This window comes from Xanthomonas sp. LMG 12462, from assembly GCF_009192885.1.
GTDB classification, from domain to species: Bacteria; Pseudomonadota; Gammaproteobacteria; order Xanthomonadales; family Xanthomonadaceae; genus Xanthomonas_A; species Xanthomonas_A sontii.
In genome coordinates, this window is the sequence record NZ_NMPP01000044.1 from 70,007 (window position 1) to 85,130 (window position 15,124).

12 protein-coding genes are annotated in these 15,124 nt (G+C 70.4%); 3 read left to right on the forward strand and 9 right to left on the reverse strand.

The window, feature by feature from the left end; all coding sequences use genetic code 11:
- Nucleotides 1-69 precede the first annotated feature (69 nt).
- The gene (locus CEK69_RS11970) at nt 70-327 is read left to right on the forward strand and encodes an acyl-CoA-binding protein (RefSeq protein ID WP_017909407.1); all 258 of its coding nucleotides are present in this window, start codon (nt 70-72) and stop codon (nt 325-327) included.
- The gene (locus CEK69_RS11975; protein ID WP_152245787.1) at nt 327-953 is read left to right on the forward strand and encodes a TetR/AcrR family transcriptional regulator; all 627 of its coding nucleotides are present in this window, start codon (nt 327-329) and stop codon (nt 951-953) included. Before CEK69_RS11970 ends, CEK69_RS11975 begins: the two co-directional genes overlap by 1 nt.
- 42 nt (nt 954-995) lie before the next feature.
- Here the strand turns inward: CEK69_RS11975 and CEK69_RS11980 are convergent, their stop codons facing one another.
- Together CEK69_RS11980 and CEK69_RS11985 are read right to left on the reverse strand one after the other, a co-directional pair.
- Nucleotides 996-1,484, reverse strand: coding sequence for a GNAT family N-acetyltransferase (locus CEK69_RS11980; RefSeq protein WP_226975140.1), 489 nt, complete (start codon nt 1,482-1,484; stop codon nt 996-998).
- 77 nt (nt 1,485-1,561) lie between these two features.
- Nucleotides 1,562-1,966: a hypothetical protein gene (locus CEK69_RS11985; RefSeq protein WP_152245789.1), complete on the reverse strand. Its 405-nt coding sequence runs from the start codon at nt 1,964-1,966 to the stop codon at nt 1,562-1,564.
- 161 nt (nt 1,967-2,127) lie between these two features.
- Between CEK69_RS11985 and CEK69_RS11990 the strand changes: the two genes are divergently transcribed.
- Nucleotides 2,128-2,982, forward strand: a complete 855-nt coding sequence (locus CEK69_RS11990) for a hypothetical protein (RefSeq protein ID WP_017908919.1) — start codon at nt 2,128-2,130, stop codon at nt 2,980-2,982.
- 202 nt (nt 2,983-3,184) lie between these two features.
- Here CEK69_RS11990 and CEK69_RS11995 read toward each other — a convergent pair whose 3' ends face one another.
- The 7 genes from CEK69_RS11995 to ligA all read right to left on the reverse strand — a co-directional run bounded on the left by CEK69_RS11995 (nt 3,185) and on the right by ligA (nt 14,927).
- Nucleotides 3,185-5,614, reverse strand: coding sequence for a membrane-bound PQQ-dependent dehydrogenase, glucose/quinate/shikimate family (locus CEK69_RS11995; protein ID WP_152245791.1), 2,430 nt, complete (start codon nt 5,612-5,614; stop codon nt 3,185-3,187).
- 358 nt (nt 5,615-5,972) lie between these two features.
- Nucleotides 5,973-8,789 carry a DNA gyrase subunit A gene (gene gyrA, locus CEK69_RS12000; RefSeq protein ID WP_152245793.1) on the reverse strand — a complete coding sequence of 939 codons (2,817 nt, stop codon included), beginning with the start codon at nt 8,787-8,789 and terminating at the stop codon, nt 5,973-5,975.
- Nucleotides 8,790-9,000: 211 nt separating this feature from the next.
- Nucleotides 9,001-10,065 (reverse strand): S-methyl-5-thioribose-1-phosphate isomerase, encoded by a 1,065-nt coding sequence (gene mtnA / locus CEK69_RS12005; RefSeq protein WP_043092145.1) that lies wholly within the window; start codon nt 10,063-10,065, stop codon nt 9,001-9,003.
- 69 nt (nt 10,066-10,134) lie between these two features.
- The gene (locus CEK69_RS12010; RefSeq protein ID WP_017913558.1) at nt 10,135-10,779 is read right to left on the reverse strand and encodes a DUF3011 domain-containing protein; all 645 of its coding nucleotides are present in this window, start codon (nt 10,777-10,779) and stop codon (nt 10,135-10,137) included.
- A gap of 199 nt (nt 10,780-10,978) precedes the next feature.
- Nucleotides 10,979-11,929, reverse strand: a complete 951-nt coding sequence (epmA, locus tag CEK69_RS12015; RefSeq protein WP_152245795.1) for an EF-P lysine aminoacylase EpmA — start codon at nt 11,927-11,929, stop codon at nt 10,979-10,981.
- Nucleotides 11,929-12,414: a GNAT family N-acetyltransferase gene (locus CEK69_RS12020; protein WP_152245797.1), complete on the reverse strand. Its 486-nt coding sequence runs from the start codon at nt 12,412-12,414 to the stop codon at nt 11,929-11,931. Before CEK69_RS12020 ends, epmA begins: the two co-directional genes overlap by 1 nt.
- On the reverse strand, nt 12,411-14,927 hold the full coding sequence (ligA, locus tag CEK69_RS12025) for an NAD-dependent DNA ligase LigA (RefSeq protein ID WP_152245799.1): 2,517 nt from the start codon (nt 14,925-14,927) through the stop codon (nt 12,411-12,413). The genes CEK69_RS12020 and ligA overlap by 4 nt, the downstream gene beginning before the upstream one ends.
- Between the last annotated feature and the right edge of the window lie 197 nt (nt 14,928-15,124).

The following is a 15,124-nucleotide window of genomic DNA, read 5'->3' on the forward strand; positions in this document are numbered from 1 at the left end:
GCCGCGGCCCGCGTTGACCCGGCCTCCCGCCCGTGCTGTGATGCCTGCCGGTCAGGGCGGAGCGGGATCATGGCAGACAGCAAGGCGGCCTTCGAGAAAGCGGTCCAGGACATCAAGCAGCGGGCCGAGCGCCCCGACAACGACACCCTGTTGCGGCTGTACGCGCTGTACAAGCAAGGCTCGGAGGGCGACGTCAGCGGCGCCAAGCCGGGCTTCTTCGACTTCGTCGGCACCGCCAAGTACGAGGCCTGGGCCAAGCTCAAGGGCGTGCCGCAGGCGGAAGCGCAGAAGAAATACGTGGACCTGGTGAAGAAGCTGCTGGCCTGATGGCCCGCGACACCCGGCGGCGCATCCTCGAGACCGCCCTGGCGATGTTCAACGCGCAGGGCGAGCCGCACGTCACCACCAACCACATCGCCGACGAGCTGGAGATCAGCCCCGGCAACCTGTACTACCACTTCCGCAACAAGGACGACATCATCGAGCACCTGTTCGCGCGCTACGAGGAGCGCATGGACGCGGCGCTGGCGCTGCCGAGCGCGCGTCTGCCGGGGCTGGAGGATATCTGGCTGCAGTTGCACCTGGTGTTCGAGTGCATCTGGGACTACCGCTTCCTGTACCGCGACCTGGTCGAGATCCTCAGCCGCAGCCGGCGCCTGCGCCTGCGCTTCGCGCGCATCCTGCGCCGTGCCGACGCCAGCGTGCAGGCGGTGTTCGAGGGACTCGCGCAGACCGGCGCGATGCGCGCCAGCGCCCAGGAACGCGGCGGCGTGGCCACCAACGTGCTGGTGGTGGCCACGTTCTGGCTCAACTACGCGGCCGCGCGCGGCGAGAAGGACGAGCGAGTGGCGATCCGCCACGGCATCGTGCAGGTGATGCAACTGGTCGCGCCGTTCCTGCGCGACGCCGAACGCGCGCACCTGACCGCGTTGATGGACGCCTATCTGGATTGAAGCGCCCTGCCCTGCGCGCAAGCACAGGCGGGGCGGTGCCGCTCAGTCGGCGGCAGCCTGCGCGGCTGGCCCGTCGAGCCGGTAGACCTTGCAGACCAGGCCCGGCGGGGTGCGGTAGGTGCGAAAGCCGATGGCCTCGTAGTACGCCTGCCCGAGCGCATTGTCGGCGGCGATGCTGGCGTCGATCTGCGCCAGCCCGGCGCTGCGCGCGGCCGCATAGGTGGCCCGGAACAGCGCGCTGCCGACCCCACGGCGCGCCGCGCGCGGGTCGACGTGGGTGCCGATGATGCCCCAGCCCTCGGCCACGTCGTAGGCATTGCCGGGACGCGCGATGCGCAGCGACTGGAAGCCGAGGACACGCCCATCGGCGTCCTCGGCCAGCACGCACTGGAGACGATCGGGATGCTGCAGGTAGGTCGCGCGCACCGTCGCCAGATCGGTCGGCGCCTTGCGCAGGCCGGCCGCGAAGATCGCGTCCTGCACCGCGACCATCGCCTCGGCATCGTCAAGCGTGGCGGGCCGGATCTGCATGGTGCCGTCTCTCGTCAGGTCGTGGCCGGCGAGTATGCCCGAGCGTGGCCGGCCGCCATGCGTACGGAGGCGCCGGGTCAGGCGCCAGCGCGACGACGGCCAGTCACGCGCTTGGCCGGGCTGCGATTGGCCGCCGCCGGCTTGGCGCCGCGCTTGCCCGTCGCGGCGCGCTTGCGCGACTGCGGACGCGCCTGCAACCCCAGCTTGACCAGCACCGGCTGCAGGCGCGCCTCGACCTCGGCGCTCAACGGCTGCACCTGACCACGCAGCGCCGCCGCGCCCTCGCGCACGCTGCTCTCGGCCTCGTCGGCCAGTTGCGTGGCCAGCGCCTTGAGCGTCGCCGCGCCCTGTGCGGCATCGGCGGCGGCGGCCAGCGCGCGCTTGCGGGTCAGCGCGACCACGCCCAGCCCGGCCAGCCACAGGTGCCGCGGGTTCAGCCGGTCCGGCCGCAGCGCGGAGGGGGAACGCTTCTTGGTCGCCATCGCAGGATCTCCAGAGAGGCCGGCAGTGGCCCCGATGCGCACCATGCTGGCGCCGGCGGCTTGAGCAAACACACTATCGGCGCCGCACCCTTGCCACGCGCCGGCAGCGGCGCCATGCTCGGCGCGGACGCCGTGGCCCGGCGCCGCACAGGGAGATCCACATGGCAGCAAAATCGGGCGCGTGGGCGCCGTTTCCGTACGACGCCAAGGCCTACGCCTACGCCGGCGAGGCGCTGAAAAAAGCGTGGCCCAAGCTGCACGCTGGCGACCGCGAACCCTATCCGGACCCGGCACGCGCGCAGGCCCTGCTCGACGCAGCCGGCAAGGCCGGCAAGGGCCACGACGCGCAGACCCTGTCGGCCGCGCTGATCGAGGCCTGGCGGGCGTTCCACCAGGGGCAGTTCCAGCAGGCCTACGAGGCCGGCAAGGCGCTGGGCGTGTTCGGCGCCTCGGTCGCGGTCAAGGCGATCGGCATCCACGCCGGCTATCTGGTCGAGGACGAAAAAGAGCAGTTGCAGCGGCTGCAGCAGGCCGCGACGCTGGCCGAGGCGGCGATCGCCGCGCTGCCGGACGAGGCCAACAGCCACTACCGCCACGCCTTCGCACTCGGTCGCTACAGCCAGGGCCTGAGCATCGTCAAGGCGCTCAAGCAGGGCATCGCCAGCAAGGTGCGCGCCTCGCTGGAAGCGGCCCTGGAGCTGGAGCCCAAGCATGCCGAGGCGCACATGGCGCTGGCCCTGTACCACGCCGAGATCATCGGCAAGGTCGGCGCGATGATCGGCGGCCTCACCTACGGGGCCAAGGCCGCCACCGCCGAACAGCATATCCAGCAGGCGCTGAAGCTGGTGCCGGACGCGCCGATCGCCCACGTCGAACACGCCAACGTGCTGCTGTTGCTGTACGGCGACAAACGCGAGGAAGACGCCGCCGCGGCGTTCGAGAAGGCCGCCAAGCTCAAGCCGCGCGATGCGATGGAAGCGCTGGACGCGGCGTTTGCCCGCGATCAGTTGGAGTAGACGCCGGCGCGAGTTGAGCGTATCGCGATGTTTTCTCGTAGGGGCGGCTTCAGCCGCTGCTATGACGCATCGCATACCCGTGATTGGACACACCGCGAGGCGACCGGCGTGATCGACGGCAGGAGGCCAATCACCCCCTTCCCGCATCCACCCCGCCCCGCCGCCGCGAAGCCGCATCGCGACCTCGCAGCGACGGCCCGCATCAGCCTGCCGGCGGTAGCGCATAGGCGATCACGTAGTCGCCGCGCTTGGTCTCCATGAAGTGATGGCCGGCGGCGACGATGACCAGGTACTCGCGCCCGTCGACCGCATACACCATCGGCGTGGCCTGGCCACCGGCCGGCAGCTTGGCCTGCCACAGGGTCTTGCCGCTGGCCAGGTCGATCGCGCGGATCAGGTCGTCGGTCGCCGCGGCGATGAAGATCAGCCCGCTGGCGCTGACCACGGCGCCGCCGTTGTTGGGCGTGCCGATCTCGATCGGCAAGCCGGAGTGGATGCCGAACGGGCCATTGCCGCGCGCGCTGCCGAACGGACGGTCCCATAGCGTTTTGCCACTGGCCAGGTCGATCGCACGGATGCCGCCGTAGGGCGGCTGCTTGCACAGCAGCCCGGTAAACGGCAGGCGCCAGCCGGCGTTGACGTTGATCGCGTACGGCGTGCCGGCCTGCGGATCGCCGGCGCCCTCGGCGCCGCCGCTGTCGCCGCGCACCTGGTCGCGCGGCGCCCAGCCCAGCTTGTCGGCCTTGGCCCGCGGCACCAGCAGGTTGTAGTTGGGCATGTCGTTGTAGTTGGCGACGATCACCCCACGCTGCGGATCCACCGCCACGCTGCCCCAGTCCGAGCCGCCGTTGTAGCCTGGGTACTCGATCGAATGGCGGTCGGCTTCCGGCGGCGTGTAAATGCCCTTGTAGCTGGCACTGCGGAACTGGATGCGGCACACCAGTTGGTCGATCGGGGTCATGCCCCACATGTCGCGCTCGGTCAGGTCGCGCTTGCGCAGCGAGTGGTAGAGCGAGAACGGCTGGGTCTTGGCGCGGCGCTGCGGCTCCACGCCGCCGCCCGGCACCGCGCGTTCCTCGACCCCGACCAGCGGCTTGCCGGTGCGCCGGTCGAGCACGTACAGCTCGCCCTGCTTGCTCGGCAGCAGCACCGCCGGCACGGTGGTGCCGTCGTGCGGGAAATCCAGCAACGTCGGTTGCGACCCCAGGTCGTAGTCCCACACGTCGATATGGGTGGTCTGGAAATTCCACACCGGCTTGCCGGTGGTGACGTCCAGCGCGACCAGCGAGGTCGCATAGCGGTCTTCCTGCGGGGTGCGCGAACTGCTCCAGTAGTCGGCCGAGGAATTGCCCATCGGCAGGTAGACGTAGCCGAGTTTCTCGTCGCCGGCTGCGCTGGTCCACATGTTGGGCGTACCACGGGTCCAGGTCTGCCCCGGCGGCGGCGCGCCGGTCCAGTCCGGATGGGTCATGTCCCAGGCCCAGCGCAGCGCGCCGGTCACCGCATCGAAGCCCTGGATCACGCCCGACGGTTCGTAGCGCTTCTGTCCGTCCAGCACCTGGTGGCCGGTGACGACCACCCCGCGCACGATGGTCGGCGGCGAATTGATCGAGACGTAGCCGGGCGGCGTGGAGCCCATGCCGACGGTGATGTCGACCTGGCCGTGCTGGCCGAAGTCCTCGCAGGGCTTGCCGTCGGCGGCATCGACCGCGATCAGGCGCCCATCCAAAGTGCCTTCGATGATGCGCTGGCGGCACGCGGTCGACGCCGTCGCCTCGGCCCCGGGCACCGCGTAGTAGCTGACGCCGCGGCAGGCGGCGGTGTACGGGATCGCCTTGTCGGCCACCTTGGGATCGTAGCGCCAGCGCTCGCGGCCGCTGCGCGCATCCAGCGCGATCAGCTGGTTGCGTGCGCTGCACAGGTACAGGCTGTCGCCGATCTTCAGCGGCGTGGTTTCCGCGCCCCAGCGCTTGTCCGGCAGGTCGCCGGTGCGGAAGGTCCAGGCGGTGCGCAACTGCGCCACGTTGCCCGGAGCGATCTGCCGCAGCGGCGTGTAGCGATTGCCGGCATTGTCGCGGCCGTAGGCGGCCCAGTCGGCATCGGCGGGCGCGTCGGCCGGCTGCGCGCCGGTGCGCGGGGTCGCCAGCGCCGCGGCCATGCCCGCCGCATGCGCCAGCGTGCCGTCGGCCTCGGTCACGCCGTACGGCAGGAACGCCAGCGCGAACGCACCGACGAACACCAGCGCCAGCACCGCGGCGAGCGAGCGCGACAACCTGCGCGAGAACGGCCGGTCCAGCCGCGGCAGCAGCAACGCCAGCAGCAGCGCCAGAAACACCATCAGGCCCATGCGCGGCACCCAGCGCCAGTAATCGGTGCCCGACTCCCATGCCGCCCACAGCAGCGACAGCAGGAAGGTCGCCGCAAACCACAGCGCACCATTGCGCCGCGCGCGCCACAGTTGCACGCCGGAGATCGTCAGGCCGAGGCCGGCGACCAGGTAGTACCAGGAGCCGCCTATCGCCAGCAGCCAGGCGCCACCGATCGCCAGCACCACGCCGATCAGCGCGCAGGCGCCGCCGAGCAGGCGCAGCGGCCAGCCGCCGCGACGCTGCGTTCGTTCGAATTCGTTCATTGCCACTCCTTGCAGGACACGGCCACGCGGAACATCCGCCGTGGCAGCGGCGCACGCGCGCCGCCTCGCGTTTATCCCAGGCTGCAAGTGAACATCACGCGTTTCCGGGCGACACACAGTGACACGCAATCTTGCGGTCTTCGTGATGCGGCGCCGACCTGGGCATCACGCGGCATGTGTCGTGGAGAGCAGCGATTGCCCGACGGCATGGTGGCAGGCGATGTGGCGCAGCGGCACAACGCGTGACAGTCGTGGCGCCGCCGGGGTGCGCGCGAAGCAAGTCGCCCGCATCGTCATGGCCACTCCGAAAACGACGACGCCGGCACGAGGCCGGCGTCGTCGTTCGCTCAGCAGCGGATCACGCCTGCGGCGGTGCAGCCTCGCCAGTGCCTTCGGCGGCGCCCTCCTCGCCCGGCAGCACGTCCTCCTCGACCAGCGAGCCGTCCAGGCGTTCCACCGCCTGCAGCTTCTCGCCCTTGGACAGGCGGATCAGGGTCACGCCCTGGGTGTTGCGGCCGACGCGGGAGATTTCCGAGGCGCGGGTCCGCACCAGGGTGCCGCCGTCGGAGATCAGCAGCACTTCGTCGCGGGTGCTCAGCAGCACCGCACCGACCAACTTGCCGTTGCGCTCGCTGGTCTGGATGCCGATGACGCCCTGGGTGCCGCGGCCCTTGCGCGGATACTCGCCCAGCGGGGTGCGCTTGCCGTAGCCGTTCTCGGTCGCGGTGAGGATGTAGGCATCGGCCTCGTCGCCATTGCGCGCCTCGGCCTCGACCTCGGTGTCCGCCGCGGCGTCGACGTCGTCGGCGTCCTCGTCCTGGCCCACGGCCGGCTCGGCCACGATCAGGCTGACCACGTATTCGCTCTTGGCCAGGCGGATGCCGCGCACACCGCGGCTGCTGCGACCGGTCGGCTTGACCCCGCCGCGGCTCTTGCGCCGCGCGCCACGGGCGTCGTCGCCCTCCTCGCCCGCAGACTCGTCGTCGGCCACGGCGCCGTCGTCGACACCGACCTCGTCGACGGCCGCATCATCGGCCTCGTCGTCCTTGGGCCGTTCGGAGAAGCGCACGGTCTTGCCGTTGGAGGCGAACAGCAGCACGTCGCGCTCGCCATCGGTGAGCGCCACACCGACCAGCGCATCGCCCTCGTCCAGGTTGATCGCGATCTTGCCGATCTTGCGCTGGAACGCGAACTCGCTCAGCGGGGTCTTCTTGACCATGCCGTTGCGGGTGGCGAAGAACACGTAGCGGCCCTCGGCGTACTCGCGCACCGGCAGCACGGCCTGCACGCGTTCGCCGTTCTCCAGCGGAATCCAGTTGACGATCGGGCGACCACGCGCATTCGGCCCGGCCTCGGGCAACTGGTGCACGGGCAGCCAGAACACCTTGCCGCTGCTGGTGAAGGTCAGCAGCGTGTCGTGGGTGTTGACCAGCCACAGCTGGTCGATGAAATCCTCTTCCTTGGTCGCCGCCGCGCTGCGGCCGCGGCCGCCGCGGCGCTGCGCGCGGTAGGCGCTGACCGGCTGGCGCTTGGCGTAGCCGGCGTGCGACAGGGTCACCACCACGTCTTCCGGCGCGATCAGGTCGAGGATGTCCAGATCCTCTTCGCTGTGGCGGATCTCGGTGCGGCGTGCATCGCCGTATTCCTCGCGGATGTTGACCAATTCCTCGCGGATCACCTGCAGCAGCACGTCCGGATTTTCCAGGATGCGGATCAGCCCGGCGATGGCGTCCAGCAGCTGCTTGTATTCCTCGGTCAGGCGCTCCTGCTCCAGGCCGGTCAGGCGGTGCAGGCGCATTTCCAGGATCTGCGTAGCCTGCACTTCGGTCAGCTGGTAGCCGCCGCCGACCAGGCCGACGCCGCTGGGCAGGTCTTCCGGGCGCGAGGCCTCGGCGCCGGCCGCGTTGAGCAGCGCGCCGACCAGGCCCGGTTGCCAGGTCTTGGCCAGCATGCGCTCGCGCGCTTCGTTCGGGTTCGCCGAGGTCTTGATCAGCTCGATCATCTCGTCGATGTTGGCGAGCGCGACGGTCAGGCCTTCGAGGATGTGCGCGCGGGCGCGCGCCTTGCGCAGTTCGAAGATGGTGCGGCGGGTGACCACTTCGCGGCGGTGGCGGACGAAGGCCTCCAGCATCTGCTTGAGGTTCATCAGCTGCGGGCGGCCATCGACCAGCGCCACCATGTTGATGCCGAACACCGACTCCATCTGGGTCTGCTGGTACAGGTTGTTCAGCACCACGTCGGCGGCTTCGCCGCGCTTGACCTCGATGTAGATGCGCATGCCGTCCTTGTCGGACTCGTCGCGCAGCTCGCTGATGCCTTCGAGCTTCTTTTCCTTGACCAGCTCGGCGATCTTCTCGATCAGCCGCGCCTTGTTGACCTGGTACGGGATCTCGGTGACCACGATCGCTTCGCGGCCGTTGTCCTGGATCTCGATCTCGGCCTTGGCGCGCATGCGCACGCGGCCGCGGCCGGTGCGGTAGCCGGCGACGATGCCGGTGGTGCCGTTGATGATGCCCGCAGTCGGGAAATCCGGGCCGGGGATGTGCTCCATCAACCCGTCGACGTCGATCTGCGGATTGTCGATCAGCGCCAGGCAGGCGTTGATCGACTCGGTCAGGTTGTGCGGCGGGATGTTGGTGGCCATGCCCACCGCGATGCCGGCCGAGCCGTTGACCAGCAGGCTCGGGAAGCGCGTCGGCATCACCGACGGTTCCTGTTCCTTTTCGTCGTAGTTGGGCTGGAAATCGACGGTTTCCTTGTCGATGTCGGCCATCATCTCGTGCGCGAGCCGCGACATGCGCGCCTCGGTGTAACGCATCGCCGCCGCGGAATCGCCGTCGACCGAACCGAAGTTGCCCTGCCCGTCCACCATCAGGTAACGCAGCGAGAACGGCTGCGCCATGCGCACCAGGGTGTCGTACACCGACTGGTCGCCGTGCGGGTGGTACTTACCGATGACGTCGCCGACGATACGCGCCGACTTGTAGTAGGGCTTGTTGCTGTGCGCGCCCAACTCGTTCATCGCGAACAACACGCGGCGATGCACCGGCTTGAGGCCGTCGCGCGCATCCGGGAGGGCACGCCCCACGATCACGCTCATGGCGTAATCGAGGTAGCTCTTGCGCATCTCGTCTTCCAGGTTGACCTGGATGATTTCCTTGGCGGATTCTGCCATTCGGGTTCCGTAAGTCTGGTGGCGGATCGACCACCACGCCGGCCCGCGACAGGCGGGCCCGCCGCGGCCGCACGCCTACGGCGCACGGCGGTCGATCGAACCGCCGGATTCTATCATGACGGGCGCCCGATTGCCCGGTTTTTGCCGGCGCGAACAAGCACTTGCGCGCCATCGGCCGCCTCTGCCGGGCGCGGCGGCGCTCCCCTGGAACTCAGCCGCCGAAGGCGGCGCGCATGCGCGCCGGGTCCGGCTGCTCGATGACCCCGCGCTCGGTGACGATGGCATCGATCAGGTCCGCCGGGGTCACGTCGAACACCGGGTTCCAGGCGGCGATGCCGTCGGCCACGGTGCGGGTGCCGCCGACGCCGAACAGCTCGCCCGGATCGCGCTGCTCGATCTCGATCTGCGCGCCGTCGGCGGTGTCCATGTCCACGGTGGACGACGGCGCCACCACCATGAACCTGACGCCATGGTGGCGCGCGGCGATCGCCAGCTGGTAGGTGCCGATCTTGTTGGCGGTGTCGCCATTGGCGCAGATGCGGTCGGCGCCGACGATCACCCACTGCACCGCGCCGGTCTTCATCAGGTGCGAGGCCGCCGAATCGGCGATCAGGGTGGCGTCGATGCCGTCCTGCTGCAGCTCCCACACGGTCAGTCGCGCGCCCTGCAGCCACGGCCGGGTCTCGCCGGCGAACACCTTGGCGATGCGCTGCTGGGCGACGCCGGCGCGGATCACGCCCAGCGCGGTACCGAAGCCGGCGGTGGCCAGCGAGCCGGTGTTGCAATGGGTCAGCACGCCGCTACCCGGCACGATCAGGCCGGCACCAAGCGCGCCCATGTGCCGGTTGGCGGCCAGATCCTCTTCGGCGATCGCCTGCGCCTCGCGCTCCAGCACGGCCTGCCAGTCGCTGCCTGCCGCGCCCAGGGCGCCGCGCATGCGCGCCAGCGCCCAGGCCAGGTTGACCGCGGTCGGGCGCGCGGCATTGAGCCGTTGCAGGGCCGGCTCCAGCTTCAGCAACGCCTCGGCGCCGTTCTCGGCCTGCACCTCGCGCGCGGCCAGCACCGTGCCCCAGCCTGCAGCGATGCCGATCGCCGGCGCGCCGCGCACGGCCAGGGCGTGGATCGCCGCGGCGACTTGGTCGCTGTCGGTGCAGCGCACGTGTTCGACCGCGAACGGCAGCTTGCGCTGGTCCAGCAGCTCCAGCGCGTCGCCGGTCCACAGGATCGGGCGGATATGGTCGTAGCGGGCGTAATCGATATCGAGGGCGGCGTTCATCGCGCCATTGTAAACGCCGGCGATTGCGGATTGAGGACGCCGCGCGGTGTCGCAACGCCGCGCCAGCGATCAGTTGACGCTGAACTCGGCGCGGCAGCCCTTGTCGACCCAGATACCGTCGCGGTCCCAGCCCCAGCTGTCGTCCTGCACGCAGGGCGCGCCGGACAATTGCCGGCGCAGTTCGACACGATCCTGCACGCTGACGCCGCAGCGGCGCCGCGCCTTGCCCTTGGATTCGCACAGCACCGGCCGCGGGCCGGCGGGGAAGCCGGAGCCGTCGGCGGCGCCGATCTCGAACTCGCCGCGGCAGCCGCGCGCGACCCAGATCTCGTTGCGGCGCACGCCCCAGCTGCGCTCCTCGCGGCACGGCACCGACGACAACTGCCGCATCAGCCGCACCGGCGCCCCGCGCAGCATCACCGGGCAACTCTCAAGGCGACCATCGGACTCGCAGCGCAACACGCGGCGCATCGCGCTGCGCGGGGCTTCCACCGGATTGGGACGGAATTCGGCGCGACAACCGAGGGTGACCCACACGCCGGTGGCGTCGGAGCCCCACTCGCTGCCGCGGATGCAGTCGTTGTCGGAGAGTTGCCGCACCAGTTGCACGCCCTGGTCGGTGGACATCGGACAATGCACCCAGGTCATGTCGCGCGACTCGCAGCGGACCACCGCGGCATCGTAGGCATCGGTGTCCTGCGCCGGCGACGGCATCGGCCACACGCTTGCCGCCAACCCCAGCCAACACCAGCCACCGAGCCCGTACGCCCACTTCATGCTTGGCTCTGCCCCTATGCCTAGAACCTGAACAACGAAGACCTGCTGGCGCGCAGCGTGCGCTTGCCGTGCCCGATCAAACCATCATCGGTGTGGACAACGCAACAACGCGCCGCGAAAACACGTGACGGCCGGTTCAGGCATGCGCGAAATCGTAGGCGAGCACCTCGCCGATCTGCGCGGTGCCGCGCATTGCCATCAGCAGCCGGTCCACGCCGACCGCGACGCCGGCGCAGTCGGGCAAGGCCGGCAGCGCCTGCAGCAGCCGCTCGTCCAGCGGCGGCAGCACCGCGCCGCGCGCCTGACGCAGCGCATGGTCGCGCAGGAAGCGCCGGCGCTGCTCGGCGGCATCGTTGAGCTCGTGGTAGCCGTTGGCCAGTTCGTAGCCGCCCAGGTACAGCTCGAAGCGCTCGGCCACCGGCGGGTCGCCGTCGCGCACGCGCGCCAGCGCGCACTGGCTGGCCGGCCAATCGTGGACCACGGTGAGGCGGTCGGCCGGGAACGCCGGCTGCAGGCAGTGGGTCATCAGCAGGTCCAGCCAATCGTCGCGGCCCAGGCCGTCGGCATCGATGCGGATCTCGCGTAGCGGCTGCTGCAGCGCCTCCAACGGCGCAGCGAATGGATCCAGGTCCAGCCCCTGCTGGAACAGCTCGCGATAGCTGAGCACCTGCAGCGTGGCGCTGCGCCCGACCAGGGCCAGCGCGGTGCGCACCAGCTCCACGGTTTCCTCGATCAGTTGCCGGTGATCCCAGCCGACCCGGTACCACTCAAGCATGGTGAACTCGGGATTGTGGCGGCCGCCGGCCTCGCCGTTGCGGAACACCCGCCCCAGTTCGTAGCAATCGCCGATGCCGGCGGCGAGCAGCCGCTTCAGCGGATACTCGGGCGAGGTACGCAGCCAGCGCAGCGCCGGACCGGCGTCGACATGGCCGCTGAAGCGGGTCTGGAAGCTGTCGATGTTCGGCTCGGTATTGCCGGCCGCCGACAGCATCGGGGTTTCCACTTCCAGCACGCCGCGCGCGGCGAAGAAGCCGCGGATGGCGGCGTTGAGCCGGGCGCGCAATTGCAGGACAGATAGCAGCTCCATCACGGCGCCGTGTCGAGCCGGCGGCTCAGTTGATCGCGCGCGTCGTCGCGGTAGCCCAGGCCCAGGTACAGGCGCTTGGCGGCGGCGTTGTGGTGGTTGACCTCCATCCGCAGCACGTCCACGCCCAGCGCGCGGGCGCGCGCCTCGACCAGCGCCACCGCCCGCCGCCCCCAGCCGCGGCCGCGTGCGGCCGGGCCCAGGTACAACTCGTCGAGCAGCAGATAGCGCCCGCCCAGTTCGACGCTGAAGCAGGCGGTGATCAGCGCATAGCCGACCACCGCGCCGTCCGGCGCCAGCCACAACAGCGCCTCGCCCAGCGCCGGCTGCGCCAGCAGCGCCTGCAGGCCGCGCGTCACCCGCTTGGCATCGAAGGCGATGCCGTCTTCGGCGTAGAACGCCTGCAGCATCGCCAGCAAGGCCGGCTGATCGGCCGCGCCAGCAGTGCGCCAGCGCAGTTCCTCCTGCGTGGTGCCAAGCGCGCTCATGCGCCCTGCCCCTGCGACTGCAGGAACGCCAGCAACTGCGCCTCGTCCCACACCGCCACGCCCAGCTCCTGCGCCTTGTCGAGCTTGGAACCGGCAGCCTCGCCGGCGACCACGAACGCGGTCTTCTTCGATACGCTGCCGGCGACCTTGGCGCCCAGCGCCTCCAGTTGCGCCTTGGCCTCGTCGCGGGTCAGCGCGGTCAGGGTGCCGGTCAGCACCACGGTCTGCCCATCCAGCGGGCCGGCGCGACGCTGCGTCTGCGCCGGCGCGGCATCGAGCAGGCGTTGCATCGCCGCCTCGGCGTCCAACAGCGCCTGCTTCTGTGCCGGATCGGCCAGGTACGCAGCCAGGTTGGCGGCGCCGGCCGTGGACAGCCCCGCCCCGGTCCAGCCGCTTTCGTTGGCGCCCAACAACGCGTGCAACGTGCCGTAGGTGGCGGCCAGGCGCTGCGCGCTCTTGCCGCCGAGCTTGTCCACCGGCAGCGTGCCCAGCAGATGCGCGAGGTCCAGGCGCTCGCGCAATTCCGCCGGCGGCGTGCCCTCGTCGGAAAAGCGAATGCCGGCGGCGATCAGCGCATCGACCACCGCGGCGTTGCCGGGTTGCTCGAAGAACGTGGCGATCGAGCGCGCCACCTCGCCGCCGATGTCCGGCAAGGCCTGCAGCAGCACCGCCGGGGTGCTGCGCACGAACGCCAGCGAGCCCAGCCAGTAGGCCAGCGCCTTGGCCGTGGTCTCGCCCAGGTGCGGAATGCCCAGCGCGAACAGGAAACGCGGCAGCGTGGTGGCGCGGCTGGCGTCGATGCCGGCGACCAGATTCTCGGCCCACTTGGTCGCGAGCTTGCCCCCCAGGTCCACTGCCAGGTGTGCGCGCAGGAAGTCGGCGCGCCGCCACTGGGCGGCCTCGTCCTCCAACGCGGCGCGGCCGCCCGCGTCCAGCGCCAGCGCGCCCTTGCTGTCCTCCACCGCCTGCAGCAAGTCGGCGGCGGTGGCCGCGTCCAGCGCGGCCTTCATCCGTACCAGGTCCTCCACGCTCAAGGCGTACAGGTCGGCCAGCGACTGCACGAAGCCGAACTCGACCAGGGCATCGGCCTGGCGCTCGCCCAGGCCTTCGATGTCCATGGCGCGGCGCGAGGCGAAGTGCCGCACGGCCTCCTTGCGCTGCGCCGCACAGGCCAGGCCGCCACTGCAGCGCCAGGCCACTGCGTCCTCTTCCTTGACCAGTTCCGAACCGCACACCGGGCACGCCGCCGGCATCGTCCACGGCGCGGTGCCCGGCGGACGCCGTTCCTCGATCACCCGCACCACTTCCGGGATCACGTCGCCGGCGCGGCGCACGATCACGGTGTCGCCTTCGCGCACGTCCAGCCGCGCGATCTGGTCGGCGTTGTGCAACGTCGCGTTGGTAACCGTGACGCCAGCGACCTGCACCGGCTCCAGCCGCGCCACCGGGGTGACCGCACCGGTGCGGCCGATCTGCACCTCGATCGCGCGCAGCACGGTGGACTGTTCCTGCGCCGGGAACTTGTGCGCCAGCGCCCAGCGCGGCGCGCGCGAGACGAAGCCCATCGCCTCCTGCTGGTCGTAATCGTCGAGCTTGTAGACCACGCCGTCGATGTCGTAAGGCAGGCTGTCGCGAGCGGCGCCGATGCGGCGGAAATACGCGATCAGGCCGTCGAAGCCGGTGGCGGTGTCCGCCTCCGGGGCGACGGGGAAGCCGTAGTCGCGCAGCAGCTGCAGCGTCTGCGAATGGGTTTCGGGCAGTTCCAGGCCGCGGACCTCGCCCACCGAATAGGCGAAGAACGCCAGCGGCCGGCGCCGGGTGACCGCCGGATCGAGCTGGCGCAGCGAGCCGGCGGCGCCATTGCGCGGGTTGGCCAGCAGCTTTTCGTTGCGCTCCAGCGCCTGCGCGTTCCACGCGGCGAAGGCGGCGCGCGGCATGTAGATCTCGCCGCGCACTTCCAGCACCGCCGGCGGCGGCACGCCGAGGTCGCGCAGCTTCAGCGGCACCGAACGCACCTGGCGCAGGTTGGCGGTGACGTCCTCGCCGGTGCTGCCGTCGCCGCGGGTGGCGCCCTGCACGAACACGCCGTCCTCGTAGCGCAGGCTGATCGCCAGGCCATCGAGCTTCGGTTCCACCGAGAACACCGGCGCGGCCAGGTCCAGTTCGCGCTCGATGCGGCGCTCGAAATCGGCGACCTCGGCGAAGCGTGTGCGGTCGTCGGCGTCCTCGGCCACGCCGGGGGTTTCGAAGGCATTGGCGAGGGACAGCATCGGGATCGCGTGGCGCACTTCGGGAAAGCCGCCGTCCGGCCGCGCACCGACCTTGCGCGTCGGCGAGTCCGCGCTGGCCAGCTCCGGGTGCGCGGCTTCCAGGGCCTCCAACTCGCGCATCAGCGCGTCGTACTCGGCATCGGGAATGGCGTTGTCGTCGAGCACGTAGTAGCGGTGATTGGCGTCGTCGATGCGCTGGCGCAAGTCGGCGACACGCTGCTGGGGATCGGGAATTGCGGTCATGCGCAGCGGAAATGGGGGTAACGGAGAGGGGGCGATAGTAGCTGGAAGGCGGGGATTGGGGAGTCAGGATTGGGGATTGGCTTGACGGCTGAGATTGGCGAGTTGGGAGTGGGGATTCGCAAGAGCCCAAGCTCGGACTTCTCGCGTTGTTGGCGGTCGTACCCTCATCCGCCCCTGCGGGGCACCTTCCCCCAAGG